The organism is Granulicella sp. 5B5 (genome assembly GCF_014083945.1).
Taxonomy (GTDB): domain Bacteria; phylum Acidobacteriota; class Terriglobia; order Terriglobales; family Acidobacteriaceae; genus Granulicella.
Genome location: NZ_CP046444.1, coordinates 625,100 through 651,619, shown reverse-complemented (window position 1 = coordinate 651,619; position 26,520 = coordinate 625,100). Strand labels below are relative to the sequence as shown.

Genomic DNA, 26,520 nt, shown 5'->3' with positions numbered 1-26,520 from the left:
TGCGTTCAGGATGTCGCTGCGTTTTGCACGGCAGTGAATACGCGCAGCAGGTTACCACCGAGCAGCTTCTCGAGCTGCTCAGTGGTGTAACCGCGTTGAACCAGTGCATCGGCGATCTTTGGCAGATCGGCCGCGCTGTTCAGGCCCTCAGGCAGAAACTGGACGCCGTCGAAATCAGAACCAAGGCCGACGTGGTCGATGCCCGCAACGCGGGCCACATGGTCGATGTGGTCGATGAGCGTGCCAAGCGGCGGGAGTGGCAACGTGGCGCTCAGATGCTCTGCATAGAAGGCACGGTCAGCCGCGGTGATAACGGTGTAGGGCACAGGCTCGCCGCGCTCACGATAAGGCGCTGCTGCAGCCTGGCGAAAGGCATCACGCTCGGGGATTTTTTTCAACCACTCCTTTGTCCATGCCTCGTCGATGAACGGTGGATAGAAGTTCACCATCACGATGCCGTCGTTGGCGGCGATGGCGCGCAGTTGATCGTCGGTGAGATTGCGTGCCGTGTCAGTGAGCGCGCGTGCGGATGAGTGCGAAGCGATGATAGGTGCGCTGGTCGTCTCCAGCACTTGCGCCAGCGTTGCGTCGGAGACGTGCGAAACATCGACCATCATGCCGAGGCGGTTCATCTCGCGCACCACTTCGCGGCCAAACGTCGTGAGGCCATTGTGGTGCATGACGTTCGCGTCATCCAGGTCGCCGGAGCTGTCTGCCCATTCGTTGCTGTTGGACCACGTCAGCGTCATGTAGCGCACGCCCAGCCGATAGAAAAGCCGCAGGTTATCGAGATTGTTCTCGATAGAGTGCCCTCCCTCGATGCCCAACAGAGCGCAGAAGATGCCATCGGCATGCGCTTGCACGATGTCGGCCGCGCTGAGGCCAAGCCGCATCGTGGTTGGATGCAGGCGCAGCTGGTTGTAGACGCCGTCGAGGAGTTGCAGAGTGCGCTGCGCGTAGCGGCCATGCCATTCTTTGGGTTCGACCCATATGGCGAAGAACTCCGCCGCAAGGTTGCCTGCGCGCGCGGAGTCAAGGTTGATCATGCCGCCGTTGAGTGGGTCACTGAAGTTCCAGCCCTCATCTACAAATCGTTGCGGCGTGTCGGCGTGTCCGTCGATGATCATCATCTTCATGTGGTTGATTTGATTCTAGACAAAAGGCGATGACTCGTTCCGTTAGCAGTGATATTTGCTGTGGCGCGAAGGCATTTGTCTGCGCCGGACAACGTCGCCCGTGGCGATGCCATCTCTCTTACTTAGTGAGGTGAATTATGGCTGTTGAAGTGAGCCCCAACACGAATACAACCCGTCACACGAACGTCTCCGTCGAAAACCCGGACAGTGCATCCATTCAAGTGGGTGGCACTGAGCAGGAGAAGATGGACCATGCAGCAAATCAGGGTGCAGAACGTGCTGCCGATCGCATCAATGACGACAAGACAAAGGTGCCTGGCACTTCGATCTTCACGAAGTAGTACAGATGCTCATTGTTGTTAGATAGAAAGGCGGGATCTGGAGAGCCCGCCTTCACTACCTGAGATGTAGAAGCTTTCTTAGAGAGCAGCCGCGCCGGCTTCGGCCACCGCGTGATCCTGATCCCCAGAGCCACCGCTGACACCGACTGCGCCGACAACAATACCATCCTGCTTTACTGGAATGCCGCCAGCGAAGATCATGATCTTGCCGTCGTTTGAGGCGTGAATCCCGAAGAACTGATTGCCCGATTGCGAGTGTGTGCCCAGGTCTTTGGTGGTGATATCGAACGCGCGGGAGGTGAATGCTTTCTTCTGCGCGATATCGATAGAGCCGAGCCATGCGTTTTCCATGCGCTCGAATGCAAGCAGGTTTCCGCCGGCGTCAACAACGGCAATGTTCATGGGCTGGCCGATCTCTTCTGCTTTCTTGGTTGCGGCTGCGATGATACGGCGTGCATCCGTAAGCTGGATCGTCTTGATGCTGGTGCTCATAAGATCTTTCTCCTCGGCTACAGACTTACATACACCACTGTTGAAGTGGCATTAACGTGTGAAGAAGTCCTTCACCTGCTGCACAAAGACATCGCGCCCCATATCGCTAATGGCTTCGGTAAGCGGAAGCTCCTTGGGGCAGGCTACAACGCAGTTCTGCGCAAAGCCGCATTCCTGGATGCCGCCATCGCCGGCCAGCGCGCGGAGGCGATCCTCTTTGAGCACGGAGCCTGCGGGGTCCATGTTGAACAGCTTGGCCTGTGCGATGGTCGCCGCACCGACAAAGCCCGTCTCCACATTGAACTGCGGGCAGACTTCCATGCAGCAGCAGCAGGAGATGCAGTTCGACAGCGGGTAGCGCTGCTCCTGGATCTGCGGCTGCTGGCGCGGGCCGGAGCCGAGGTCGTAGGTGCCGTCGATCGGTACCCATGCCTTCACGGCCTTCAGGTTTTCAAAGAGTACGCTGCGGTCCACGGCAAGGTCGCGAACGACGGGGAACTTGGAGAGCGGTGCGAGGGTGATGGTATTGCTCTCTGCAAGAAGTTTGTCGACAAGTGCAGAGCAGGCCATGCGCGCTTTGCCGTTGATCAGCATCGCGCAGCTGCCGCAGATCTCTTCAAGGCAGTTGGAGTCGTAGGTGACCGGCGTTGTTGCCTTGCCGCTCACGTCGACGGGGTTCAGCGCAATCTCGCCGAGCAGCGAAGTGATGTTCATGTTCGGTCGATAGGGGATCTCGAACGTCTCGGTGACGGCCTTGGCGTCCGGCGAGGACTGGCGCTTGATCTCGACTTTGATGGTGCGGGCTGCAGTGGCCATTTCTACGTGCTCCCTAATAAGACTTCAATTCCTGTGTCCGGCAGGTAAGGCACTCCCTTTGGCCTGCCGTGTGCTGGTGGCGGGGCAAAGGGTATCCGTGCCGAGATACGCGCTGTGCAAACTACGAGAGCGTACCGGGGCGACCTTGCTTCTCCTTCTCGTCCGTTGCAATGGCGATGCCTTCTTCCCGAACGATGGGAGGGCGGCCGTACTTGTCCTCCGCAGCCTTTTTCCCTTTGAGTCTTGCGCTGTAAAGAAAGGCATAGGCGAGAATCGCGATAAAGACGATGGAGCAGATGATGTACGACGCGAGATTGGCGAGATGTCCCATGCAAAGTTAGATGACATGATGGCTTGCATGGGAGACCTCCTCTCGTGCAGAAATCCGTGTGTGAATCAGGCTGTGGCGGCGTAGTTGCGGGGCCGCGGTTTGATGTACTGAATATCAACTTCTTCAAACTCGAGCTTGGGCGCATTGTCGACGAAGCTGGCCTTGGTGGTCTTCAGGAATTTCTCGTCGTTGCGCTCGGGGAAATCTGGCTTGTAGTGCGCTCCGCGGCTCTCGTCCCGAACACGCGCGCCCTGCACGATCACGCGGCCAAGTTGCAGCATGTTGTAGAGCTGTCGTGTGAAGGCGAAGCTGGTGTTCGCCCACTGGCTTTTGTCTGAGAGGTTGACGTTTTTGTAGCGTTCCAGCAGTTCTACGATCTTCGCATCCGCCTCGTCGAGGCCCGCGTTGTAGCGAATGATCGTGGCGTGCTTGGTCATTGTCTCGCCCAGTTCGCGCCAGATCTTGAACGGGTTTTCCGTGCCCTTGTTATTGAGCAATGCGGCGTTCTTCTGGTTCTGCCGCGCAAGCTCCGCAGCGTGGCCGCCGTCGCCTGTTGCGGCAGGCAGGGCCTTCGCGTAAGCCATTGCCTGCGGCCCAGCGACGAAGCCGCCGTAGATGCAGCTCAACAGCGAGTTTGCGCCCAGGCGGTTCGCGCCGTGGATGGAGTAGTCGGCCTCGCCCGCGGCAAAGACGCCGGGGATGTTGGTCTGCTGATTGAAGTCCACCCACAATCCGCCCATGGTGTAGTGCATGCCGGGGAAGATCTTCATTGGCACCTTGCGCGGATCGTCGCCGATGAACTTCTCGTAAATTTCGAGGATGCCTTCGAGTTTGTGCTGGCTTTCGGGCGGAAGGTGAGAGACGTCGAGGTACACCATCGGCTGCCCGTCGATGCCCATGCCGAGCTCATAGACGACCTTGAAGATCGCGCGCGTGGCGATATCGCGCGGCACCAGGTTGCCGTACTTCGGATACCACTCCTCCAGAAAGTAGAAGCGCTCCGTTTCTGGGATGCTATTGGCGGCGCGCTTGTCCAGTTTGTCGCGCGGCACCCACACGCGGCCACCTTCGCCGCGCGCGCTCTCGCTCATCAGACGCAGCTTGTCTTCGCCGGGAATCGCCGTCGGATGCACCTGGATGAACTCGCCATTCGCATAGTAGGCGCCCTGCTGATACAGCGCACTCTGCGCGCTGCCAGTGCAGACCACAGAATTCGTGCTCTTGCCAAAGATCGCGCCGTTGCCGCCCGTGCAGACGATGATCGCGTCGGCAGGGAAGGTGCGCACCTCCATCGACCGCAGGTCCATCGCGCAGATACCGCGGCACACGCCGTTGGAGTCGAGCACGGCCGAGAGAAACTCCCAGCCCTCGTACTTCGTCACCTTGCCTTCGCTCTCGAAGCGGCGCACCTGTTCATCGAGCGCATACAAAAGCTGCTGGCCTGTCGTGGCGCCTGCAAAAGCGGTCCGATGGTATAAAGTCCCGCCAAAGCGACGGAAGTCGAGCAGGCCTTCGGGCGTACGGTTGAACGGGACGCCCATGCGGTCCAGCAGGTCGATGATCGCCGGGCCCTGAGCGGTCATGTTCTTCACCGGCGTCTGGTTGGCGAGGAAGTCGCCGCCATACACCGTGTCGTCGAAGTGCTTGTAGACGTCGTCGCCTTCGCCCTTCAGGTTCTTCGCCGCATTGATGCCGCCCTGCGCGCACACCGAGTGCGAGCGCTTCACCGGCACGATGGAGAAGAGGTCGACCGTGCCGCCGGCTTCAGCAATCTTGATGACCGCCGAGAGACCCGCAAGGCCTCCTCCGATAACGATGATGCGTGGTGCAGCCATGCTCGTCCCTCTAACTTGAATGTGTGCTGATAAGCGCGCTGCCGGGCAGCGAATGAACGATGCTGTGCTCTGGCATCACATCCGCCGGAGCGTTCGGGTACTTATAAACCACCGCGTAGATGCTCATTAGGCCCATCACGCAGAGCACCGTGCCCACGGCGGCGCACACGTAGCCAAACTTCTTGCGCGCGTTGTCGCCGGGCGTGATGCCCCACTTCGCGGCGAAGAGCCAGATGCCATACGCGAAGTGCCAGCAGGTCGCGATCATCGCGATCACATAGATCGCCAGCATCCACGGGTTGTGCAGCTCATGCTGCACCTTGGCAAACGCCATTCCGGGATGATGTGGCAGATCAGCGCCGCTGAACCGTTGCCGCCACACATGCTGGATGATGTACGCAAAGGCGATGATGCCCGTAACGCGCTGCATCAGATAACCCCAGTTGCCGGCCCACGGATAGACATTGACCGTCGCGCGTCCCCGAAAGGCGATGTACACGCCATAGAGCGCGTGAAACGCCAGCGGGATAAAGATGAAGACCCACTCCAGCAGCCGCACCATTGGCAGGCTGTTGAGGAAGAGCACCTGCTTTGCGTAGGCGGCAGGGCCGTTCCACGTCTCGAAGTTCGAAATGATGTGCTCGATCAGGAACGCGCCGATGGGCACGATGCCGGAGAGTGAGTGCAGCCTGCGCCAGAGGTAGCTGTGCCCTTCGCCGGCGCGCAGCGGCTGAACGCCGGGTCGTTTGGTGGGAGCGGGAGGTGCGGCTGCGGCCATGGGCTGGCTCCTGGGGTCGAAAGATGCCGCTGCGCGGTTGCGACGCAGCGGGCGGCATTGTGATGATTCCATCCGGAAAAAGGTCGGGTCAAGCAGAATGGCCATTTGGCGCACGGTAATCGGACGAGTGTGCGATAAAGAAAACAAGTGAGAGCTTTTGCGGGGAAGTGGGAAGATTGCAGGGAGCGGTTCGCGTTAGAAACTTCCGGCCTTGATCTGCGCCAGCAGGCTGCGAAAGGCGTTGCCACGGTGCGAAAGCTCCCACTTCTGCGCGGGCGGCAGCTCGGCGGTGGTCAGGCCGAGCGCGGGTAGCAGAAACAGTGGGTCATAGCCGAAGCCGTTTTCGCCTCGCGGTGCGTGCAGCACCTCGCCTGCGACGACGCCTTCGGAGCGCAGCAGTACCACGCCATCGCGGGCCAGCGCGAGTGCGCAGACGAACCGCGCGCTGCGGTCAATGGCCACCTGCAACAGTTCGAGCAGCAGCGCATTGTTCCGCGTGTCGGTGCTCTCACCGGCGCCCATGCGATAGCCAGCGTCGTCAGCGAATCGCGCACTGCGCACGCCGGGAGCCTCGCCGAGCGCGGTCACCACCAGCCCGGAGTCGTCCGCAAACACAAATAGTCCCGGTGCGAGCAGTGAGTAGGAGATGGCTTTCTTCTCCGCGTTGCCCATAAAGCTGTCGGCGTCTTCCACCGGCTCGGGCATCGACTTTATGCCGGGCAGCGCAAGCACCTCAATGCCCGCACCACTGGCGCTGGTGCCGAACTCGGCGAGTTTGCCTGGGTTGGAGGTGGCTGCGTAGAGGATCATCCGCTACCCTTCTTGTTTCTCATTCGTATTCTTAGCTTGTCATTCCCGGAGGGAATCTGCGTTTTGCTCGCACCGGCGATAGGTGCTTACGCTTACTGAGTCTTGGCCTTCAGCGCGTCAGGCTCCAGCAGGCCGATGCGCCCATGCGGCCCAACAACAAACGGTAGCGAGAGAGCGTTCCAATGCTGGTCGGCATCAGGAGCATCGCCGGGGCCGGGCTTCAGCGCACGCCAGTTCTTGCCGTTGTCGGTGGAGATGTCTGTGCCGTTCGGGCCGACAGTGATCCAGGTGTTGGACGCATCGTCGAAAGCCACGGCACTACGGTAGCCGTGAGGTGGGTGCGTCGAGGCCGTCCATGTTTCCCCTTGATCAAGAGTAAAAGCTGCTGTCCGCGCTGAAGAATCGGGATGCTTATAGTCTCCGCCTACCGCAACGAGGATCTTCACTGCACGCCAATTCTCAGGATTGCATCGAAAGTCGAGAGAGAAAACGCCCGATTCTTCGCTGGCATTGCCGACTGGTATTCTCGTGCGTTCCCAAACATTCTTTTTCCCATCCCGATTGCTGTCCTCCTCAGAACAGGCATCGCCGCAAGCTTGCATGAGGATGGGGTGATAGAAAAAACTTCCTCCCGCACCTCCCGTTGCGAACCCAATACCTCCGACCAACAGCGCTACCGAAGAGTTGCTGGCCGCGAAGGCTCCCTGTGCATCAGCTTCGGCATACAACCCGGGGTTCTGTTGTGTTGTCCAGGTTTCCCCTTTGTCCTCTGTACGCGCTAGATAGAAAGAACCTCCAACGGGATCGCCTAATAAAAAGCCATTCCATTGATTGTGAAGCGCGAGCGCATCCCAGAATCCATCCTTGTCCGGATTCGTAAACACCAGCTTCCACGTCTGGCACCCGTCGTTGGTCTTGTACAACCGCGACAGATCACCCTTCCCGCTCGACATCACAATCGCGGTGTTCTCATCGAAGGCCTGGATGCCGCGGAAGTCGAGCTTCTCTGCGCCGGGTGGGACGGTGCACCTCTGCCAGAGGTAGCCGCCGTCTTCAGTGCGTAGTACGGTGCCGTTCGTCCCCGAGGCCCACGCGATGCCTTTGCCCACCGAGTCGATGCCGCGAAGATCTGCCGTCGTCGCGGCGGCCTGGATCGTCCACTGGGCCTGGGCCGAGAGCGTGAGAGTAAAGAGGATGGACAGCAGTCTCATGAAAGGAGTGTAATGCTTATTCCAACTGTGAGGGTCGCCACAAATCAGGTACCCCGAAGCTTTAGCTTCGGGTCTCATAAGCCTCGCAAAATGCGAGGGGCTTTAGCCCTGAGGTTTGCTTTCACTACAAGAGCCTCGATGGACATGGGTCAACGCAAGCGGCCGACTCTGGATGCGTATGAACATAGAGATAGTCCATGGGAAGGCGAGCCGCAGGTGGATTGTTCGCGATGTATCGCAACTGGTGGTCATAATCCGTGATGTCACGGACACGGTGCTCGTGATAACCGGAGTGCCATATCTCTTTTTGCGTTAACGTCCTTGCCGCGAATGAGTAACCGCCTTTAATCAGTTGTATGCACTTCGGCAGGGTCTGCTCAGCCGCAGGCGTAATGAGCAGATGCACGTGATCGGGCATAATCGCGAAACCATGCAGTTGAAACCTGCCTTGTTCGCGATAGCGAAGAAGTGTTTTCAGAAAAAGGTCTGCGTGAGTTTCCTTCTGAAAGTGGCGATGTTGAAGAAATGTAGAGATGGAGATTGCATAGGTTTGGCCTTGTTGCTCTGTTGGCTGCATGGACGAAAGCATACCTCAGGGCTAAAGCCCATTTCCTCACCACTCCTTATGAGACCCGACCCTGAAGGGTCGGGGTACCAGAGTTGTGGCAAGAATCAGGTACCCCGAAGCTTTAGCTTCGGGTCTCTTGGGTGAGGCAAAATGGGACGGGCTTTTAGCCCGAAGGTTTGCTTTCGGCTCCACTAAACTATCCCCATGAAGGCCCACACCGAATACCTCACATTCAACACATACGACCGCTACGAGATGGTCCACATCACGCCGCAGGTAGAGGCCATTGTGCGCCGCAGCGGCATCGACGACGGGCTGTGTTTCGTCTCGCCCATGCACATCACCGCCGCCATCTACGTCAACGACAACGAAGATGGCCTGATCGAAGACATCGGCATCTGGCTCGAAAAACTGGCGCCCCGCTGGCCGCACTACAAGCACCACCAGACCGGCGAGGACAACGCCGATGCCCACCTGAAGGCCCTGCTGCTACACCATGAGACGACCCTGCCGGTGACGCACGGCAGGCTCGACCTCGGCACCTGGCAGAGGGTATTTTATGCGGAGTTAGATGGGCAGCGCTCGAAACGCGTCATCGTGAAGGTGTTGGGCGTCGAGAAGTAGCGGGGGCCTGTAAGTATTGAAAGCAAGCTGGTTCCGGTTTCGCCCGGCGTCCATGTATGGATTACCCTTTTGGGCTGCGGAAGATAGGGGTATCCACCACTAAGTCCAATCGGCTGCGGATCTTAGCCCCCAAAAGGCGGGGGAGGGAGGGTCTTACTGTGCCGTGAGAATCTCTTCGTCCAGGCTCTGCTTCTCGAAGAGGTCGGTGTAGTAGCCGCCACGTGCCAGCAGTTCATCATGCGTTCCCAGCTCCGCGATGCGGCCGTCGACAAGAACGGCAATGCGGTCAGCATTGCGCGCGGTAGAGACGCGATGCGCAATCAAAATCGTGGTGCGGTTCTGCATCACTTCGCGCAGACCGCTGAGGATCTGTTCCTCGGTGTAAGTATCGACGGAGGCGAGCGCGTCGTCGAGGATGAGGATCGCGGGCTCGCGCAGCAGAGCGCGGGCGATGGCGGTCCGCTGCTTCTGCCCGCCGGAGAGCGTCAGTCCGCGCTCGCCGACGACGGTGTCGAAGCCGGCAGGGAACTCGCTGATCTCGGTGGCGATGTGCGCGGTGCGCGCGGCCTCCACAATGGATTCGTGTGAGCGGATGGTCGTCTCGGTATCGCCAAAGGTGATGTTGTCCGCGATGGTAGTGGAAAAGAGGAAGGTCTCCTGCGGCACGAAGCCGATGGCGGCACGCAGGGTGTGCAGCGGATACTCCGCGATAGGACGGCCATCGATCAGCACGGCTCCTGGCGCAGCGTCGTACAGGCGAGGTATCAGGGACACGAGCGTAGTCTTGCCGCTGCCTGTGGGGCCAACGATGGCCAGCGATGAGCCTGCTGGTATCTCCAGCGAGACGTTATGCAACACCGGGGCACCCGTGATGTAGCTGAAGTTCAAATCGCGAAACTCGACGGTTCCTGCAATCGGCGCATCTTTGAGCGACGGGTCAGCGCCGCTGTCGTCGATGGACGGCTTTTCCTTCATCAACTGGTCGATGCGCACGACCGAAGCTGCACCGCGCTGCACGAGGTTCACGACCCAGCCAATCGCGATCATCGGCCAGGTGAGCTGCACCATGTAGACCGAGTAACTGGTGTAATCGCCGACCGAGATGTGATGCAACACGACCTCGCGGCCGCCGACGAGCAGCGTGATCATCAGCGAGATACCGAGCACGAACTCCAGCGTCGGCCAGAGCATCGCCATCAGGCGAGCAAGCATAAGGCTGCGGCGAATGTACTCCTGATTGGAAGTCTCGAAGGCCGCGATCTGGGCATCTTCCTGGGCGAAGGCCCGGATGAGCCGCGCTCCGGAGAAGTTCTCCTCGGCCTGTGCGGAGATGTCCGAGAACATGGCCTGGATGCGCTCGAAGCGGGTATGAATCTTGGCGCCGAAGTACTGTACGAGCACGGACGCAAACGGCAATGGCAGGAACGCGAAGAGCGTGAGGCGTGGGCTGATGCGCAGCATGAACGGCAGCGCCAGCGCGGTGAAGACAAGGGTATTGGCCGAGTACATGATCGCAGGGCCGAGGAGCTGCCGGACGGCGTTGAGGTCGTTGGTGGAGCGTGCCATGATGTCGCCGGTGCGATGGCGCTGGAAGAACTCGGGCGGCTGCGACTCCAGGTGCGAGAAGAGGTCGTTGCGGAGATCGAACTCGATCTCGCGCGAGGCGCCGATGATGATCTGGCGCGTGAGGTAGAGTGCGACAGCGGAGATAGCAGCGACGCCAAGCAGTTGCAGTGCGTGATGCTCGACCTTCATCACGGTGAGGCCATGCTGCATGTCGTCGACCGCAGCGCCGACAAGCAGAGGCACTGTTGCTTTGGCGCAGTTGTAAACCACCAGCGCAAGCCCGCCCAGCAGGAAGCTTTGCCAGTAACGGCGAAGGTAGGGAAACAGCGGGCTGAGGCGGGAGAACATAGGGTATTTTGAGGGAGGTGGTCGCGAGACATTCCCGCGACCGCCCGGTTGGGATTACTGCTTCGGTGTGTTCGATGTGGTGGAGGCAGGAGAAGATGCAGCCGCGTGCGGAGAAGTCTCCGCACCCTCCGGCTTTGCGGCTGGAGGAGGCGTTCTGGCAGGTGGAGCCTTTGGTGCGGGCGGGGTTGCGCTCTGGCCGATCAACTCGACGTCGAAGACGAGCATGGACTTGGCGGGGATGATGGGCGGACGGCCAGCCTCGCCGTAGGCGAGCTGGTACGGGACGAAGAGGCGACGCTTGCCGCCGATGTGCATACCGTCGAAGCCAGTGTCCCAGCCCTGAATGACGCGGTGCTGGCCGTAGGGGAAGCTGATGGGTTCACCGCGGTCGAGCGAGGAGTCGAACTTGGTGCCACTGGTGAGGTAGCCGGTATAGTGGACGGTGTAGTACTCGCCGGGTACAGCGAGCGGTCCAGTGCCCTTCTGGGTATCGATGTAGGCCAAGGTATAGGTGCTGGGGCCAGTTGCGATCGCATCGCGGGTCTCAGGCGAGAGCAGCGGCGAGGCGTAGTCGAGCTTCACGTCCGGCGTGCGCGTGAGGGTGTAGAGAGCCTTGGCGCAGCCGAGACCTGGCGCAAGAGCGGGGATCTTTGGGGAGATTTCCGGGAGCTTGACGCAGCCGCCTTCGACTGGATGGTGAACGGTTGTGTGATGGATGGTGGGGTGGGTGGCCGTTTGAGCAACGAGAGGGAGACTCGTCGTCAGGATGAGCGCAATCAGCTTGGTTTTCATGTCGAAGTCCAGTGTAGCTCGACTTCTGCGAAAGGACCGCAGTCGTTGTTGGTGCGGCTATGGCGCACTCAGGTGGGTGTACGGAGCAGCAGATAGCTGCCGACCATCGCGAAGAGGAGGTCCGGCGACCAGGCGGCGAGGGCGGGGGGCAACGAATTGACGTTTCCGAGGTTTTCGAAGATACCGATGATGACCCAGTAGGCGATAGCCACTCCGATGGCGGTACCCATTCCTGCGATGCTTCCGCGCTTACCTGAGGTCAACGAAAAGGGTATGGCGATGATGGCCATGACCAGAGTGATAAGCGGGTAGGCGAGCTTGCGATCAAGTTGGACGCGTAGGCGTGTGGTATCGAAACCACTTTGCTGAAGGTCTCTGATGTAGCTGGAGAGCTCAGCGTAGGACATCTCCTGCGATTGCCGGTCTTCTTTCTTGAAGTAGCTGGGCTGTTCGCGAATCTCGGGGAAGGTGCTGATCTTGAAGGGTTGATAGCTGGTGACGGAGTCGGAGGCAAAGGTGCGTTGCCAGCCATTCTCGAAGACCCAATTTTGAATGGAGTCATCCCAGCGTGCGCTGGAGGCATAGATGCGCCGGACGGGCTTGAAGGAGCCTGGCTGAAACTCGAAGACAGTGATGTTGGCGAAGACGTTCCGGTCGGGATCGAAGAACTGGTAATAAAAGATGCGGCTGGGCTCATCGGTGCCGTTAGTCTGGCCGGACATCCACTTTCGGTCGGGCCGGAGGAAGGTCTGGGCTGGCTTGCCACGGATGACTGAGAGAAGTGCCTCCTGGCGGCGGTTGGCAGAGGGAAGATAGGAATCGTCGAAGATGAAGAGCGCTGCGGAGAGAAGAAGTGCGACGACCAGGGCCGGGGCGATGATGCGGTAGAGACTGGTGCCCGTGGCTTTCATCGCTGTGATTTCGCTGGTGCGGTTGAGACCTCCAAAGGTGATAAGGACTGCAACGAGCGAACAGACGGGGGTGACGTTGTAGAGGATGAAGGGGATGAGGTTGAGCAGGTAATCGCCGACCGTGACCAGCGGGGTGCGGTTGCGGATGATGTCGCCGATGAGCTCAAAGAAGGTGAAGATGAGGAACATGCTCACCATGGCGGCGAGGACGAGGACGAAGCTGCGCAGAAAGCTGCCCATCACATACTCGTCGAGAATGAGAGGAAAGCGGATGCGAAGCGCACGGCGGAGCCTCTGCATGAAGGCCCCGGAGCCGGGGCCGAGTTCGGGAGAGGACCGCTTGCGACCGAACTTCTGAATGAGTCTGGAGATCGCTGCGCCTGCACTGGAGATAAGGTTGACAGCAAAGCCGCCGCGGGAAATCTGTTGAATGAGCAGAAGGCCTGCGATGGCAAAGATAATGTTCGCTCCCCATACACCGAGGAATGCGGGGACCTTGTCGCTACGGGCGAAGGCTGTTCCGATGATCGAGAGGAAGTAGTAGAGAAAGACAAGTGCCAGCGTAGCGACAAAGCCTGAACCTTTACCTCCACGTTTGGAGGAAAGACCGAGCGGCACACCGACCAGCATGAGAACGAGGCAGGCCGTAGGGAAACTGAAACGCCGGTTCAGCTCAATGAGGTAGCGACGGCGGTCTTTTTGAGGCGAGGTGTGGATGAGTCCCCAAAGCTCTTTCATGCCGACTGCCTGGAGTGGGGTGTCCAGCCTGCTTAGATGTGAGCCCTCCTCCTGCTGGCCGGTCTGGATGGGGAGCTCGGTGGTGAGGAAGGTGGAGATGTCGTACTGATCGGGATCGGAGAGCGAGATGTCGTGGCGGGTGCCGTCGGACAATTGCATGCGCAGGGTTTGTGTGCTGCCGGAGAGGACGGTCGCTTCGTTCGCCGTGATGATATGCGGTGAGGCGGGTTTGGTGAGGTCGGCGAGAAAGACATGTTTCCATACGGCAGTCCCGTTGGCGCCGGGGATTACATCCTGCGCGTAGAGAACGTAGTTTTTGAAGTCTTCATAGAAGACCCGTGGCTGTACCTGGACGGAGGCCTGCGAGGTTTTGGCGTGCGCTTCGTAGTCGAGGAGGGCTTTGGCAGCACGTGGCGCGAGGTAAACCGAATTGGCGAGGCCGATTATCCAGGACAATACGGCGAAGATGCTGACGATGCGGACGAAGGCGAAGATACCGACACCCGAGGCTCGCATCGCAGTGATTTCGCTGTCCGCAGCGAGGCGGCTGAGGCCCAGAAGGATGCCGACCAGGACGGCCATCGGGATGGTGACCGTAAGGAAGGACGGCATGAGGTAACTGATCAGCCGCAGGAGATCGAATGGGGACGCTACGCCGCGCACGAAGAGCTCCATGAGCGGCAGAAGGTAGCGCATGAAAAGAATGAAGGTGAAGAGCACGCCGCCGAGAAGAGCGTAGCCAGTGATCTCGCGGAGGATGTAGCGGGTAAAGATGCGCACGGTTTGTCCGCTCAATGCGGTGCAAGTAGTGTATCGCGAGGGAGATCAGGCGGATGGAACGTGGCGTAGACGGAGCGAGTTGGCCAGCACGCTGACGGAGCTGAGGGCCATGGCAGCACTGGCCAGTGCCGGGCTAAGGAGGATGTGGAAGTGAGGATAGAGGACTCCCGCAGCGATGGGCAGGCCGATGGCGTTATAGACGAGGGCCCAGCCGAGGTTCTGGCGCATGATACGGGTAGTTCGGCGAGAAAGCCGGACGGCTGCAGGTAGCAGACGGAGATCGGAGTTGAGAAGAAGGACGTCGCCAGCCTCGCGCGCGAGGTCCGAGCCGGAGGACATGGCGAAACCGACATCGCAGAGAGCCAGAGCTGCGGCATCATTGATACCGTCTCCAGCCATCGCCACATGGTGGCCCTTGCTCTTGAGCTTGCGGATCGCGTCGAGCTTTTGTTGCGGCAGGAGATGTGCATGAACGTCCTCGATACCGGCTGCTGCTGCAATGGGGGCGGCTGATGCTGATGTGTCTCCTGTAAGGAGTAAGGGGTGGATGTGGAGGGCGAGCAGTTGTGAGATGGCCCCGCGGGCCGTTGGACGGAGATCGTCTGTAGCGAAGAAGGCGGCCTGGGGTATGTGGTCGACGACGACAAAGATCGGCGTGGCTTGCATGAGGGTTGCTGGAGGCACCATCGGGGTTGAGGAATCATCGAGTAGAGACGCGTTGCCGACTATAACCAAGCGGCCATCGATCTGTGCCTGGATACCGATGCCAGGGAGTACTTGCGTCTGCTCGACGAGAGGTGCGGCGGCCAGGCTGGACTCTCTTTCAGCGAACTCAACTACGGCTGCTGCGAGGGGGTGTGTGGATAGACGTTCGAGGGTCGCGGCGTAACTGAGAATGGTTGCCTTGCTGAGTGTTGCCTTCGGCGCGAGGACAAATGCCGCAACTTGGGGGCGGCCAAGTGTGATGGTGCCAGTCTTGTCCAGGGCGAAGGTGTCGATATCGGCGAGCCGTTCGAGCGCTTCGCCTCCTTTGATGAGCAGGCCGGACTGTGCGGCGCGGCCAAGGGACACTGTCACAGCTGCGGGAACTGCAAGACCCATTGCGCAAGGGCAGGCGATGATGAGGCTGGCGATGGCGGCCGAGAGTGCGTGGCCGAGGATGTTCTGCTGATGAGTGATGTTGCCGGCAACGATCCATACGATGAATGTGGCAGCTGAGAACGCGAGCACTGAAGGTACGAAGGTAGCGCTCACTCGATCTGCGATCCTCTGCATGGGAGCGCGGCCGGACTGTGCCTGATCGAGAAGACGTTGCATCTGCGCCAGAGTGGAGGATTCTCCGACGGCAGTGGCACGGACAATCAAAACGCCATCGATGTTGACGGTGCCACCGTACACGCGGTCGGAAATCGCGCGAGTGACTGGGAGCGGTTCTCCGGTCAACATCGACTCGTCGATCGAGCTGCGACCCTGCAGAATGATGCCGTCGAGGGGGACGCGGTCTCCGGGCAGTATGCGCAGGATGTCGCCGGCGGCGATGGCCTGGAGTGGAAGCCGGGTTTCTCGCGCAGAGGCGTAGGCGTTGAGAGAAGAGCCCGGTGGAAGATCGAGAAGGCGCGCGTCGGGGGCTTCGAGTTGAGCGAACCCTCGCAGAGCGGCTGTTGCGCTTGAGCGCGCCCTTGCCTCAAGCCAGCGTCCGGCGAGCAGGAAGCCGAGAATGAGGATGACGGCCTCGAAGTATACGTCGGCAGCGAACCCGTGCTTGTGCAGTGTGTTTGGAGCCACAGTTGTAGCAAATGATGCCAGGAACGCGATCAGTGTTCCGAGCGCCACGAGGGTGTTCATGTTGGTGGTGCGGTGCCTGGCAGCGCGCCATGCTGCGAGATAGATGCTGGGTGCGGCAAAGACCATTGTGCCTGCTGCAAGCGCGCAGAGCAGCCAACGAAGTGGCTGAAGTGGCAGCGTCATGAGCCATCCCGGCATGAAAGGTGCGAGCAGCCGTGCAGATAGCGCGAGCAGCGGATCGTCTGTTCGGGTTGCCATCATCAGAGGCATCGAGAGCAACATGGCGGCGCAGCCCGCGATGAGTGCAGCTAGTGCCCGCAGGCCGACGCTGTCGGTGTCTTCATCCGGTGCGGGAGACTTGTGATTGCTGGTGCTGCTCTCTGTCGATGGAACCGATGCGTCGTAACCGGCGTTACGGACCGCGCTGATGAGGGACTCCGTGGAGACTGGAACGGATGTCGAGATCTGCGCCCGGTGTGTCATCAGGTTGACATTCGCGGAGGTGACGCCCGGGACTGCGGCGAGGGCACTCTGCACATGGACCTGACAGGCGGCACAACTCATGCCAGCGATCTGAAGCGAACGATCTTCGGTGCTCGTCTGTGCTTCGTTTTCTGCGGATATCGATGTCATTGCACCTGCGATTCGACGACCGCGGGGTAGCCCGCTGTTGCGAGAGCGTGCTCGATGGTGCCGGGTGTTGTGTCCGTAACAACGCGTGCAGAGCCGATTTGGACCTCTTCAGCATGGGTGTTGGGAAGGGCGTTCAATGCGCTGAGTACGTGGCGCACGCATGAGCCACAGTGCATGTTTTCGATGCGTAGCGAAAGAGTTGTCATAGAAATTAGATGCCTCTCGGTGACATAAGGAGGCGGGCGAAGCGATCTGGACTTCAACCGGCCTTCATGACATTAAGACGCTGTAACCGCAGTGCGATTACACCTCAGGATGAAACCGGTAGCCGACGCCGCGCACGGTGATGAGGTGTTCGGGGTGCACTGGGTCCGTCTCCAGGTAGCGGCGGAGGCGAACGATGAAGTTGTCGATGGCGCGTGTGTCTGTATCTTCTTTCACTTGCCAGACGTTTTCAAGCAGCTCTTTACGGGGAATGATGCGTTCAGGGTGATCGAGGAGATAGCGCAGCAAGTCGGCTTCCATCAACGTGAGATGGATGGTTTTGTCTGGTGCGGCGATTTCCAGTGTGTCGAAGTTGATGGTGCGGCCGTTGAGGATGAGGGTTTCGGGTAGTTCCGGGGCCTTTGTGAGTGAGGGTGGCGTGGCTGAGTGCCAGTGCATGCGCCGCAGGAGCCCTGTGATGCGGGCGAAGAGCACGTTGAGGTCAAACGGTTTGGGTAGGTAGTCATCGGCGCCGGCGGCGAAGCCTTCGACGATGTCTTCGGTGCGCCCGCGTGCGGTGAGAAGAAGGACCGGTGTGTAGCAGCCTGAGTCGCGGAGTGCCCGGACGATGGAGAAGCCGTCGCGGCCGGGCAGCATGACGTCAAGCAAGATTGCTGTTGGCGGCTCGGCTGAGACTGTGGCATCGAGGAGCCAGGCCAGGGCGGCGTCACCGTCGGATTCGTGGTGCGTGCGATAGCCCTCGGCCTGCAGGTTGAAGAGCAGGCCCTGGGCCAGATGCTCCTCGTCTTCGACGACGGCGATCAAGGGTTGGGTGCTCAAGCGGCCTCCGTCGATGTTGGGTCGTTGACGATTGAGAGAGGGAGGCGGAGGACCATGGTTGTGCCCTGGCCTACGCCCTCACTGATGGCGCGGACGCTGCCGCCGTGCTGGCGGGCGATGGTGTTGACGAGGAAGAGACCCAGGCCTGTTCCCTTGATCTTGACGCGGTCGTTGGATGAGGCACGGTAGAAGCGTTTGAAGATGCGTTTGAGGTCGCTGGAGGCAAGGCCCAGGCCGGAGTCGGTGATGGTGAGGACGACCCAGGTGTAGCGCTCGATGCCGACGCGGCACTGGATGTGGACGCCGTTGGGTGAGTACTTGACGGCGTTGTCGAGGAGGTTAAGGACGGCGGTGCGCAGGTCGTCCGCGTTGCCGATGACGTAGAGGCGGACGGCGCCGGGCACTGGTTCCAACTGGATGGACTCTGCCGGGAGGTGGTGGCGGTTGAGCACGGTGGCGATGCAGTCTGCAACGAGCGGGTGAAGCTCGACACGAGTGCGGAGGCCGGCGCGCTGGCGGTGGCCGAGCTCGCCGGCTTTGAGGACGGTTTCTACGGTTCCGAGAAGACGGTCGGTGTCGTCGCGCATGATTTCGTAGAAGCGCTGGCGCTGGGCGTCGTCGACGGAGCGGCGGGAGAGGGTGTCGAGGTAGAGGCGGATGCTGGCGATGGGTGTCTTGAGCTCGTGGGTGACAGCGTTCAGGAACGAGTCCTGACGCTCGTTGCGGCGGATCTCGCGGACGAGAAAGACGGTGTTGAGGACGACGCCGGCGATGAGGATGGCGAAGAGCAGGGCGCCGACGAGGTCGAGGGCGAGGCGGCGGCCGTTGTTGTGAATCCAGGTGATGTTGAGCGTGACGGCGAGCGCGGTGAGGAACACACCCAGGGTGATGAAGAGTGCCTTGGCTCCGCGGCGGCGAGTGAGATTCATCGTTGCTAGGAGTATAGCGGGCGGGGGACCCTCCCCCGGTTTTGGGGGTAAGATCCGGAGCCGATTGGGGTTAGGCTCGTAACCCTTTTGTTGGTTACTTTGAGGGGTGCGGATGCGGGAGGCTTAAGGCGAGTTGAGAAAGAGCTGTGAGACGACGAAACCCCGCCTGGGCGGGGTTGTTGCGACACTTCTATTGTATAGGCTTTGTCAAGCCCGGCGGTGGCAATTCGGTGGTGCTTCGCTAGAGGTTCACGGAACCGACGTTGCCGAAAACCACGTTTGCCGGTGGATCGGGGATCGCTTCCGAGAAGCCGACATATCAGTACTAATCGGTGTCGGTGAGCGCATTGGCGATTTGGTGTCCTTCTAGAACGACTGCGGTCGAGGAGCCGATTTCTCATTACAGATCCAGCTGAGCGGCATCCTCTTCCGGCTCCGCGAGATATAAGCGCTCTTCATCTGAATCGTATTCAAAGAGATGGGCATAGCGGCCCCAGTCGATCAGGGTTTGGAACTGCTTCTCTGCTTCCTCATCCGAAAAGTGTTCGTCCAGAATGTCCAAAAGGAATTCCTTCCCGATGCGGCCATCGCGCTTACCCTCCAGCACCTTTACGACCGTTGCGGTAAGAGGTATCCGGCTGAGAAGCTGCTCCTTGAAGATCTCGTGACTGCGGTGAACGCCCGCTGTTGCGAACTCGTTCCCAATGTCCGTGATGATGACGTCGCCTTCCGCTACGTTAGCAAATCCGAGTAAGGCCGATGCGTCGATGGCCGGCAACAAGTCGTCGATCTCCAATCGAAGACTATTTGCGAGCTGCGGCAAATCCTCTCGTCCACCGCGATCATGAATGATCTCCAGTAAACCGCTGATGCCCCCTGAACGTGCGTGGGGCAGCATCGGAAATCTCTTCGTCGGCTTGGCGGTCGCAGCGGGAGTTTCTTCTACTACGGCTTCAGGGTTTGTCATGACCGTATAGACATGGTCCGTCAAAGCACGAAAGCGCGGTCCGTTCTTGTCTCTCGGCCGCGCGATATCGACGCGAACCTCTCCTCGAATGCGCCCCGGGTTCGTGCCCAGGATGACGATGCGATCGGCGAGAAGAATGGCCTCCTCAATATTGTGTGTCACCAGCAGGATGCTCTTGGAAGGGAACGACCCCTTCTCCCACAAGTCGCTGATTTCGCCGCGAAGATTCTCGGCCGTGAGCACATCGAGCGCGCTGAAAGGTTCATCCATCATCAACACATCTGGCTTCATCACAAACGCCCGCGCGAACCCCACCCGCTGACGCATGCCTCCGGAAAGCTCCTTGGGGTATGCCCCTTCAAATCCCTCCAGCCCAACCATCTGTAGCGCATGTGCAGCTTCCTTCTCGGCCGTCTCTTTCGGAATTCCTCGTGCGGTCAGTCCAAGCTCCGCATTCTCCTGAACCGTAAGCCACGGCAGTAGAGCGAAGCTCTGGAACACCATCGCAACATCGGGGTTGGCGCCACGCAAGGGCAGATCATGCCGCGTCACGGTGCCTGTGCTCGGCTCAATCAAGCCCGCCAGGATGCGCAGCAGGGTGCTCTTGCCGGAGCCACTACGACCCAGAAGAGCTACGACTTCGCCAGAAGCAATGGTAAGCGAGACCGTCTCAAGAACAGTCTGGTCTCCACCAGCGGAGAGAGGAAACGTCTTTGACACCTGTTCAGCGGTCAATAGGTTTGCTGCTCTTGCAATTTCTGACATGCTTGCTCTCCGATCAACTCAGTTGAAACCGCGCCTGTGCCAGGCGATAGAGGGGTTTCCACACAATATGGTTCAAGGTCACGACGAAGAGGCTCATCAGTCCGACGCCGAGTACGATGCGCGGCCAGTCGCCGGTCGAGGTGGCATCCGCGATATAGGCCCCCAGGCCCGCGGCCTTCAGGGTTGTGTTTCCCCAGGACACCACCTCCGCCACGATACTTGCGTTCCACGCTCCGCCGGAAGCTGTAATGGCACCTGTAACCCAAGAGCCGAAGATCCCCGGTCCGATGAGAAACCTCCATTTACGGAAGCCACGCAGACCGATACTGGTCGCCATCTCGCGAAGATCATTGGGCACAGCCTGTGCTCCGCCGATCACGTTGAAGAGCAGGTACCACTGCGCTCCAAGGGCCATCAACAACATGCTTCCCCAGTTCAGGTGAATTCCAAAGCGGAGAAAGGCCAGTGTTGCAAACGGAAACAGGAAGTTTGCCGGAAAGGAAGCGCAGATTTGTACCAGCGGCTGGGTCAGCCGCGCGAGCTTGGGATTGAAGCCGATGGCAACGCCGATAGGAGTCCATACAATCGTGCTGAAGACGAGCAACGCCACCACTCTGGCTGCCGTTGCCAGTCCAAGCAACGCCGCGTGACCGACCTCCGCCACGCCGACACTCGACAGCACAAAGCGGACGGCCGCAACGAACAGCCCGGCCGCAATGACCGCAACCACAGTGTTAAAGACACTGTCCGAAGTCTTCGATGTGCTCTTTCGTTCCGCCTGAGGCTCCACCTTCGTGAGGCGGGAAAGTAGCCGGTCCACCGAGGATATGGAAGGCCCCAGGATCTTTTCAAACAGAGCTGGAAGCGATGCGGCGCGCCAAAGGTCCACGACCCAGAATCGTCGCTCCTCGCCGGCACTCAGCTCCAGTTTGTAGCGGTCAGCAATCGTCACCAGCGGCTTCCAGAAAAACTGGTCGATCAGCAGGACCAGGATCACCATCGTTACAATCGCCCAGCCAATCGCATGCAGGTCACGAGCCGCAATCGCAGAAGCCACATAAGATCCCAGACCCGGCAGCGTGTACTGCCGGTTTAACACACTGATCGATTCGCTGGCAGCGAGAAAGAACCATCCGCCGCCGAAGCTCATCATCCCGTTCCAGACCAGGCCGATCACGGAAGAAGGCAATTCGAGCCGGGTAAACCGCTCCCATCTGGACAGGCCATACAAGGTCGCCATCTCGTTCAATTCGGCAGGCACCGTCCGTAGCGACTGGTAGAACGAAAAGGTCATGTTCCACGCCTGTCCGGTGAAGATCGCAAAGATGGACGCGGCCTCCAGCCCCAGCAGGCTGCCCCTGAACAGCGCGATAAACAGCGTCACGGTAATGGAGAGGAATCCGAGGACCGGAACAGACTGAAGGATATCCAGCAGGGGGACGAGGACCCTCTCTGCTCGTCGGCTGCGTGCAGCGGCGTAGCCGTACACAAAGGTGAAGAGGGTGGAAAGTCCCAGTGCAAGGAACATACGCAACGTGGAACGAGCCGCGTAGTTTGGTAAGTTGCGTGGGTCCAAACTGATCGTTGGAATTACATCCGGTGGCCTGAACTTAACCAGCGACTCAGCTCCCACCCGCGCCGCCACATACAGCAACGCAAGGGTGCCGAGACCCACCGCAAGGTCGGCGGCGCCGAAGGACAATCGTGATTCCGATTCGGTTCGCAAGCCGATGCCGAACTGCGGTATACGGAGAAACTTCACTCGCGTTGTAGACCTTCCCAGATGCGTGTGTTGCGTCCAAAAGGATACCAAAACCCCATTGCATTGCCGAAAATGCTGGTACTCTTGGCTTTCCAGAGAGAGGAAGGGACATTAGTCCTGTAAAACGCGCTTGTGGAATTGACGTTTACGGGATGTGTAGTTTGTCTGTTGCACGGAGGATATTCACGGCAACGATGAAAGGAGAAGGATCAAGAGGCCGATCCTCCACCTCTCATCGTTGCCGCAAACATCCTCCGTACTTTGGGTGCAGGGGCGAGATTGGAAGAGGTTCTCTTGAAGCAGGAGAGATCAGTCCTTGCAAATGCGCTTCTGTTGACCAATGAATAGTGATCTCCTCAACGTCATGTTTCGGCGAACTGAACACCTGCAGTAGTTTGAGCTGTCGTCAAAAGGAAGAAGACGCAGAGCTTGTGGCTCTGCGCCTTCTGGATGGGACTTGGGTGGAGAGTTAGTCCATGTAGGCGCCGGCGGGCTTGGGGTTGGTGGGGTCGAACTTGGCGATCTGGACTTTTTTGGCGAGGCCGAACTTTTCCATGAGCCAGATGCCGTAGTAGTTGATGTCGAACTCGTACCAGGCGAGGCCGTGGCGGGCGCTGACCGGGTGGGCGTGGTGGTTGTTGTGCCAGCCTTCGCCGCCGGTGAGGAGAGCGACCCACCAGGAGTTGCGGGAGTCGTCCTTGGTCTCAAAGCGGCGGGAGCCCCAGAGGTGTGTCGCGGAGTTCACGAGCCAGGTGGCGTGGAGGCCGATGGTGACGCGGAGGAAGGTTCCCCAGAGGACCATGCCGAGGGCACCGACGATGCGGTGACCCGTGGGAGCGAGGGCTGCGCCGAGAGCGACCTGCATGAGGCCGGTGAGCACGATAGGCATGTAGTGGAACTTGGAGAGCCATACGTGCATGCGGTCGCGGGTGAGGTCTGGAGCGTAGCGGCCGAGGAGCGCGGTCTCAGAGTGCAGAGCGCGGCCGGAGAGAATCCAGCCGGCGTGGGCCCACCAGGTTCCGTCATGTGGAGTGTGGGGGTCGCCTTCGTGGTCGGAGTTCTGGTGATGTACGCGGTGGGTGGCCACCCAGAAGATGGGCCCGCCTTCGAGAGCGAGGCAGCCGCACATGGTGAGGAAGTACTCCAGCCAGCGCGGGACGCGGTAGCCGCGGTGAGTGAGCAGGCGGTGGTAGCACATGCCGATGCCGACGTTGATGGCGAAGAAGTACATGACCACGAACATGGCCAGGTTCTTCCAGCTAAAGAAGAAGAGCGCGGCGATGGCACCGACGTGAAAGAGCCCCATCGCGATGGTGGTGATCCAGTTGATGCGGCCCTGCTGGTGCTCGCGGCCCATGCGGAGATCCTGCTTGATCTTCTCAGTGGTCAGCTTGACTTTGAGAAGGGGGTCGGAGGGGATGGAGGTGAGGTTTTCAATCTGGTCTTCGATTTGGGGGAGCGTAGGATTCATCGTTGTGTCAGCTTCCTTGTGTAGCATCTATCGCAACGATATCTCGGAAGGTGGGTAGGCGTGTGTAAGAGTTTTGTAATGACGGGGAGCCATATGATGACACGAACCGGGGGAGCCATGTTGTTGAAGAGCGGGGTTTGCAGCACGTTGCTGATTGCAGCGCATTTACTGGGGTTTTCGCAGTACGCGATGGGGCAGCAGGATCATGCGACGAGGGCCGGGCAGGTGATCGATCTGCCGACGAGCAAACAGCTCTTTGCGCCCGCTCCGGGAGATCCACAGCGGTTGAACAGCCTGCCGCTGTCGCTGGCTGTGTCGCCGGATGGACGCTGGGTGGTTGCGCTGAATGCGGGGTATGGCACGTGGGAGTCGAACTATGCGCAGTCGTTGGCGGTGTTGAATACGGCGACGGGAGCGGTGAAGGATTTTCCGGATGCGCGGGTGGGTGAGCGCGCGCCGCAGACGTTCTTTTCTGGGCTGGCCTTTAGTGCGGATGGAACGAAGGTTTATGCCAGCATGGCTTCGACGACCGATCCTGAGGGGGGCAGCAAGGGGAAGACGGGCAACGGGGTTGTGGTGTACGGATTTCATGATGGCGAGCTGACGCCGCAGGGGTTTCTGAAGCTGCCACTGGTGAAGCTGGCCGGGGGGCGCCACACCGACTATCGGAAAGAGGATGGCGGAAAGCTGGGGATTCCGTATCCGGCGGGGATTGTGGTTGTAGGGGGTGAGCACGAGAAGCTGCTGGTGAGTGAGAACCTCGCCGATGCTGCGGTGCTGATGGATGCGACGACGGGCGCGATTGAGAAGACGTTCGATCTTTCGGCGGATGATGCGGTGCCGTCGACTTACCCTGTTGGGGTGGCGGCGACGAAGGACGGGAAGCGGGCGTTCGTGTCGTTGTGGAACGCGAGCGAGGTGGTGGAGCTGAACCTGGAGACGGGTGCTGTGGCGCGGCGGGTGGCGCTGCTGAAGCCGAAGTCTGCGATTGCTCCGGGGACGCACCCCTGCGCGATGCTGCTGGATGAGCGTGAGGGTGTGTTGTATGTGGCGCTGGCAAACCGTGATGCTGTTGCGGCGGTGTCGATTGGGAGACGCAGTGCGCCGGAGCTGGAGGTGCGTGGGTACTTCGATACTCGGCTGCCGGGGCAGAGCTACTTTGGGGCTGAGCCGAATGCGTTGGCGATGAATGCGGACGGGACGCGTCTCTATGTGGCGAACATGGGGTCCGATGCGGTGGCAGTGCTTGACCCACACAAGCTGCGGAGCATGGAGAAGGCAAAGGGCATGGTGGAGCCGATCGGCTTTGTGCCGACGGAGCTGATGCCGATCTCACTGGCTGCCAGCGGTGGCAAGTTGTATGTGGCGACGGACAAGGGCAAAGGGACGGGGCCGAACAATTTTCCGCAGCGGCCGTTGCCGACGGATGCTCCGGGGACGAGGCATAAGGACAGCCCGGGGACGTATGCTCCGACGCTGCTGTATGGGTCGCTGGCGTCGCTGGATGAGCGCGCGATGGAGAACGATCTGAAGGCTTCGACTGAGGTGGTGATGGAGTCGAACCGGATGAAGGCTGCGGCAGAGACTCTTCCGTTCGAGGGGGGGAAGAGCAGGATCAAGCATGTGATCTACATCATTCGCGAGAATCGGACGTATGACCAGATCCTGGGTGACCTGGAGAAGGATGGGAAGCCGGTGGCGAATGGTGATCCGTCGCTGGCGATGTATGGCGAGGCGGTGACGCCGAATGCTCATAAGCTGGTGCTGCAGTTTGGGGTGTTGGACAACTTTTATGACTCGGCCGAGGTGTCCGGCGATGGGCATGTGTGGTCGAATGCCGCGATTGGTACGGACTACCTGGAGCGGACGTGGCAGCAGAACTATCGCGGACGGCAGAGAACGTATGACTATGAGGGCATGGTCGCGGATGGGTATCCGTTGCTGCAGCATATTCCCGATGTGGAGGAGCCGAAGAGCGGGTACATCTGGGGTGATATGGCTTCGCATGGACGGACGACGTACAACTTTGGCGAGTACATCTCATCGGTGTTTTGCGGCGAGAGGCAGGGGCATGTGACGGCCGATCCGCGGGCGGGTGCGATGTCCGGTGGCGAGCGGCCTTGTGCGACGGATTCGATCAAGCCGGGCGATCCGCTGCCGGAGATGTGGGGCGGCGGCAAGAACCTGTGGCCGTGGGCGATTCCTCGGCTGGCGCAGAACATACCGACGAAGCCGGAGCTGGTGGGGCACTTCGCTGTCGAAGCGCCAGACTTCAACCTGCGAGTGCCGGACCAGATCCGCGCGGATGTGTTTCTGCGGCACTTTGCGAAGTGGAAGACGGAGCTCGCAGCGGGGCATGACGAGATGCCGAACTTTGTAGAGATGCGGCTGGGCAATGACCATACGGCGGGGACGACTCCGGGAGGGCCGACGCCGAAGTCGCTGGTGGCGGACAACGACTTGGCGCTGGGGCGGATGGTGGATGCGGTTTCGCACTCGGCGTATTGGGACGACACAGCGTTCTTCATCCTGGAGGACGATGCGCAGAACGGTGCGGACCATGTGGACGCGCACCGGTCGCTGGCGATTGTGGTGAGCAAGTATGCGCCGCATCCGAAGGCCGGGCAGGCGGCGTATGTGGACAGCCGGTTCTACTCGACGGTGAGCGTGCTGCGGACGATGGAGGCGCTGGAAGGCGTGCCGCCGATGAACAATAATGATGCGCTGGCGTCGCTGATCGGCACGCTGTTTTCAGGGCCTGGCGATCAGCCTGCGTACGATGTGGACACCTCGAACCGCGACAATGGGCTGATCTACACGGCGAACAAGAAGAACGCGCCGGGGGCGGCGGAGTCGATGAAGATGGACTTCACGCATCCGGACAGGGCGGACTCGGACAAGCTGAACGTCATCCTGTGGCGGGATGCGATGGGGAACCAGCCCGTGCCGCAGATGCTGCTGGTGAAGCATGCGAAGAAGAAGGATGATGACGACGATTAATAGGGAGCAGGGAACTGTTGCGATCTTCCAGGGTTCCGCTCCGGGGTGTCGATGGATGTTTCAGCGAAAGGCCTAGTGGCCGTAACG

At 60.0% G+C, this 26,520-nt stretch carries 22 protein-coding genes; 3 read left to right on the top strand and 19 right to left on the bottom strand.

All coding sequences use genetic code 11. From position 1 onward, the window contains the following. Positions 1-5: 5 nt before the first annotated feature. Entirely contained in the window at positions 6-1,136 is a 1,131-nt protein-coding gene (locus GOB94_RS02840) for a dipeptidase (RefSeq protein ID WP_182277414.1), read from the bottom strand. A 137-nt stretch (positions 1,137-1,273) separates the two neighbouring features. Here GOB94_RS02840 and GOB94_RS02835 point away from each other — a divergent pair, with 137 nt between their 5' ends. Continuing rightward, complete coding sequence (locus tag GOB94_RS02835) at positions 1,274-1,477, top strand: hypothetical protein (RefSeq protein WP_182277413.1); 204 nt, start codon at positions 1,274-1,276, stop codon at positions 1,475-1,477. A gap of 78 nt (positions 1,478-1,555) precedes the next feature. Here GOB94_RS02835 and GOB94_RS02830 read toward each other — a convergent pair whose 3' ends face one another. From GOB94_RS02830 to GOB94_RS02795, 8 genes are all read right to left on the bottom strand, one after another. Next, positions 1,556-1,969, bottom strand: a complete 414-nt coding sequence (locus GOB94_RS02830) for a heme-binding protein (protein WP_182277412.1) — start codon at positions 1,967-1,969, stop codon at positions 1,556-1,558. Between the two features lie 51 nt (positions 1,970-2,020). Further along, on the bottom strand, positions 2,021-2,785 hold the full coding sequence (gene sdhB, locus GOB94_RS02825; protein WP_182277411.1) for a succinate dehydrogenase iron-sulfur subunit: 765 nt from the start codon (positions 2,783-2,785) through the stop codon (positions 2,021-2,023). Between the two features lie 121 nt (positions 2,786-2,906). Then, positions 2,907-3,116, bottom strand: a complete 210-nt coding sequence (locus tag GOB94_RS02820; RefSeq protein WP_182277410.1) for a hypothetical protein — start codon at positions 3,114-3,116, stop codon at positions 2,907-2,909. A gap of 65 nt (positions 3,117-3,181) precedes the next feature. Then, entirely contained in the window at positions 3,182-4,951 is a 1,770-nt protein-coding gene (gene sdhA / locus GOB94_RS02815; RefSeq protein WP_182277409.1) for a succinate dehydrogenase flavoprotein subunit, read from the bottom strand. 10 nt (positions 4,952-4,961) lie between these two features. Next, positions 4,962-5,729 carry a succinate dehydrogenase gene (locus tag GOB94_RS02810; RefSeq protein ID WP_182277408.1) on the bottom strand — a complete coding sequence of 256 codons (768 nt, stop codon included), beginning with the start codon at positions 5,727-5,729 and terminating at the stop codon, positions 4,962-4,964. Between the two features lie 195 nt (positions 5,730-5,924). Next, complete coding sequence (locus GOB94_RS02805; RefSeq protein WP_182277407.1) at positions 5,925-6,539, bottom strand: non-canonical purine NTP pyrophosphatase; 615 nt, start codon at positions 6,537-6,539, stop codon at positions 5,925-5,927. Between the two features lie 92 nt (positions 6,540-6,631). Then, complete coding sequence (locus tag GOB94_RS02800; RefSeq protein WP_182277406.1) at positions 6,632-7,750, bottom strand: hypothetical protein; 1,119 nt, start codon at positions 7,748-7,750, stop codon at positions 6,632-6,634. Positions 7,751-7,874: 124 nt separating this feature from the next. After that, the gene (locus GOB94_RS02795) at positions 7,875-8,327 is read right to left on the bottom strand and encodes a transposase (protein WP_182277405.1); all 453 of its coding nucleotides are present in this window, start codon (positions 8,325-8,327) and stop codon (positions 7,875-7,877) included. Positions 8,328-8,522: 195 nt separating this feature from the next. Here GOB94_RS02795 and GOB94_RS02790 point away from each other — a divergent pair, with 195 nt between their 5' ends. Next, positions 8,523-8,942 (top strand): secondary thiamine-phosphate synthase enzyme YjbQ, encoded by a 420-nt coding sequence (locus GOB94_RS02790; RefSeq protein WP_182277404.1) that lies wholly within the window; start codon positions 8,523-8,525, stop codon positions 8,940-8,942. Positions 8,943-9,095: 153 nt separating this feature from the next. Here GOB94_RS02790 and GOB94_RS02785 read toward each other — a convergent pair whose 3' ends face one another. The 10 genes from GOB94_RS02785 to GOB94_RS02740 all read right to left on the bottom strand — a co-directional run bounded on the left by GOB94_RS02785 (position 9,096) and on the right by GOB94_RS02740 (position 23,433). Continuing rightward, positions 9,096-10,856, bottom strand: a complete 1,761-nt coding sequence (locus GOB94_RS02785; RefSeq protein WP_182277403.1) for an ABC transporter ATP-binding protein — start codon at positions 10,854-10,856, stop codon at positions 9,096-9,098. Positions 10,857-10,910: 54 nt separating this feature from the next. Continuing rightward, positions 10,911-11,648: an FKBP-type peptidyl-prolyl cis-trans isomerase gene (locus GOB94_RS02780; RefSeq protein ID WP_220464985.1), complete on the bottom strand. Its 738-nt coding sequence runs from the start codon at positions 11,646-11,648 to the stop codon at positions 10,911-10,913. A gap of 68 nt (positions 11,649-11,716) precedes the next feature. After that, a complete protein-coding gene (gene lptG / locus GOB94_RS02775) occupies positions 11,717-14,077 on the bottom strand; it encodes an LPS export ABC transporter permease LptG (protein WP_182277402.1) in 2,361 nt (786 codons plus the stop codon). Between the two features lie 45 nt (positions 14,078-14,122). Continuing rightward, entirely contained in the window at positions 14,123-16,495 is a 2,373-nt protein-coding gene (locus GOB94_RS02770; RefSeq protein ID WP_220464984.1) for a heavy metal translocating P-type ATPase, read from the bottom strand. Beyond that, a complete protein-coding gene (locus tag GOB94_RS02765) occupies positions 16,492-16,653 on the bottom strand; it encodes a heavy metal transport/detoxification protein (RefSeq protein ID WP_255484183.1) in 162 nt (53 codons plus the stop codon). The genes GOB94_RS02770 and GOB94_RS02765 overlap by 4 nt, the downstream gene beginning before the upstream one ends. 145 nt (positions 16,654-16,798) lie before the next feature. Beyond that, complete coding sequence (locus tag GOB94_RS02760; RefSeq protein ID WP_182277399.1) at positions 16,799-17,539, bottom strand: response regulator transcription factor; 741 nt, start codon at positions 17,537-17,539, stop codon at positions 16,799-16,801. Further along, a complete protein-coding gene (locus tag GOB94_RS02755; RefSeq protein ID WP_182277398.1) occupies positions 17,536-18,468 on the bottom strand; it encodes a HAMP domain-containing sensor histidine kinase in 933 nt (310 codons plus the stop codon). The genes GOB94_RS02760 and GOB94_RS02755 overlap by 4 nt, the downstream gene beginning before the upstream one ends. A gap of 400 nt (positions 18,469-18,868) precedes the next feature. Then, positions 18,869-20,200: a nitrate/sulfonate/bicarbonate ABC transporter ATP-binding protein gene (locus GOB94_RS02750; RefSeq protein WP_182277397.1), complete on the bottom strand. Its 1,332-nt coding sequence runs from the start codon at positions 20,198-20,200 to the stop codon at positions 18,869-18,871. A gap of 13 nt (positions 20,201-20,213) precedes the next feature. After that, the gene (locus GOB94_RS02745) at positions 20,214-21,962 is read right to left on the bottom strand and encodes an ABC transporter permease subunit (protein WP_255484180.1); all 1,749 of its coding nucleotides are present in this window, start codon (positions 21,960-21,962) and stop codon (positions 20,214-20,216) included. Between the two features lie 469 nt (positions 21,963-22,431). After that, complete coding sequence (locus GOB94_RS02740) at positions 22,432-23,433, bottom strand: fatty acid desaturase (protein ID WP_182277396.1); 1,002 nt, start codon at positions 23,431-23,433, stop codon at positions 22,432-22,434. Positions 23,434-23,526: 93 nt separating this feature from the next. On the opposite strand from GOB94_RS02740, the gene GOB94_RS02735 reads away from it, so the two are divergent. Beyond that, the gene (locus GOB94_RS02735) at positions 23,527-26,433 is read left to right on the top strand and encodes a phosphoesterase (protein ID WP_255484179.1); all 2,907 of its coding nucleotides are present in this window, start codon (positions 23,527-23,529) and stop codon (positions 26,431-26,433) included. Positions 26,434-26,520: the final 87 nt, after the last annotated feature.

What these genes read in the sequence shown, in the direction of transcription:
- GOB94_RS02840 (WP_182277414.1), bottom strand. Translation starts at nt 1,136, where the DNA reads ATGAAGATGATGATCATCGACGGACACGCCGACACGCCGCAACGATTT.
- GOB94_RS02835 (WP_182277413.1), top strand. Translation starts at nt 1,274, where the DNA reads ATGGCTGTTGAAGTGAGCCCCAACACGAATACAACCCGTCACACGAAC.
- GOB94_RS02830 (WP_182277412.1), bottom strand. Translation starts at nt 1,969, where the DNA reads ATGAGCACCAGCATCAAGACGATCCAGCTTACGGATGCACGCCGTATC.
- sdhB (WP_182277411.1), bottom strand. Translation starts at nt 2,785, where the DNA reads ATGGCCACTGCAGCCCGCACCATCAAAGTCGAGATCAAGCGCCAGTCC.
- GOB94_RS02820 (WP_182277410.1), bottom strand. Translation starts at nt 3,116, where the DNA reads ATGGGACATCTCGCCAATCTCGCGTCGTACATCATCTGCTCCATCGTC.
- sdhA (WP_182277409.1), bottom strand. Translation starts at nt 4,951, where the DNA reads ATGGCTGCACCACGCATCATCGTTATCGGAGGAGGCCTTGCGGGTCTC.
- GOB94_RS02810 (WP_182277408.1), bottom strand. Translation starts at nt 5,729, where the DNA reads ATGGCCGCAGCCGCACCTCCCGCTCCCACCAAACGACCCGGCGTTCAG.
- GOB94_RS02805 (WP_182277407.1), bottom strand. Translation starts at nt 6,539, where the DNA reads ATGATCCTCTACGCAGCCACCTCCAACCCAGGCAAACTCGCCGAGTTC.
- GOB94_RS02800 (WP_182277406.1), bottom strand. Translation starts at nt 7,750, where the DNA reads ATGAGACTGCTGTCCATCCTCTTTACTCTCACGCTCTCGGCCCAGGCC.
- GOB94_RS02795 (WP_182277405.1), bottom strand. Translation starts at nt 8,327, where the DNA reads ATGCAGCCAACAGAGCAACAAGGCCAAACCTATGCAATCTCCATCTCT.
- GOB94_RS02790 (WP_182277404.1), top strand. Translation starts at nt 8,523, where the DNA reads ATGAAGGCCCACACCGAATACCTCACATTCAACACATACGACCGCTAC.
- GOB94_RS02785 (WP_182277403.1), bottom strand. Translation starts at nt 10,856, where the DNA reads ATGTTCTCCCGCCTCAGCCCGCTGTTTCCCTACCTTCGCCGTTACTGG.
- GOB94_RS02780 (WP_220464985.1), bottom strand. Translation starts at nt 11,648, where the DNA reads ATGAAAACCAAGCTGATTGCGCTCATCCTGACGACGAGTCTCCCTCTC.
- GOB94_RS02770 (WP_220464984.1), bottom strand. Translation starts at nt 16,495, where the DNA reads ATGACATCGATATCCGCAGAAAACGAAGCACAGACGAGCACCGAAGAT.
- GOB94_RS02755 (WP_182277398.1), bottom strand. Translation starts at nt 18,468, where the DNA reads ATGAATCTCACTCGCCGCCGCGGAGCCAAGGCACTCTTCATCACCCTG.
- GOB94_RS02750 (WP_182277397.1), bottom strand. Translation starts at nt 20,200, where the DNA reads ATGTCAGAAATTGCAAGAGCAGCAAACCTATTGACCGCTGAACAGGTG.
- GOB94_RS02740 (WP_182277396.1), bottom strand. Translation starts at nt 23,433, where the DNA reads ATGAATCCTACGCTCCCCCAAATCGAAGACCAGATTGAAAACCTCACC.
- GOB94_RS02735 (WP_255484179.1), top strand. Translation starts at nt 23,527, where the DNA reads ATGATGACACGAACCGGGGGAGCCATGTTGTTGAAGAGCGGGGTTTGC.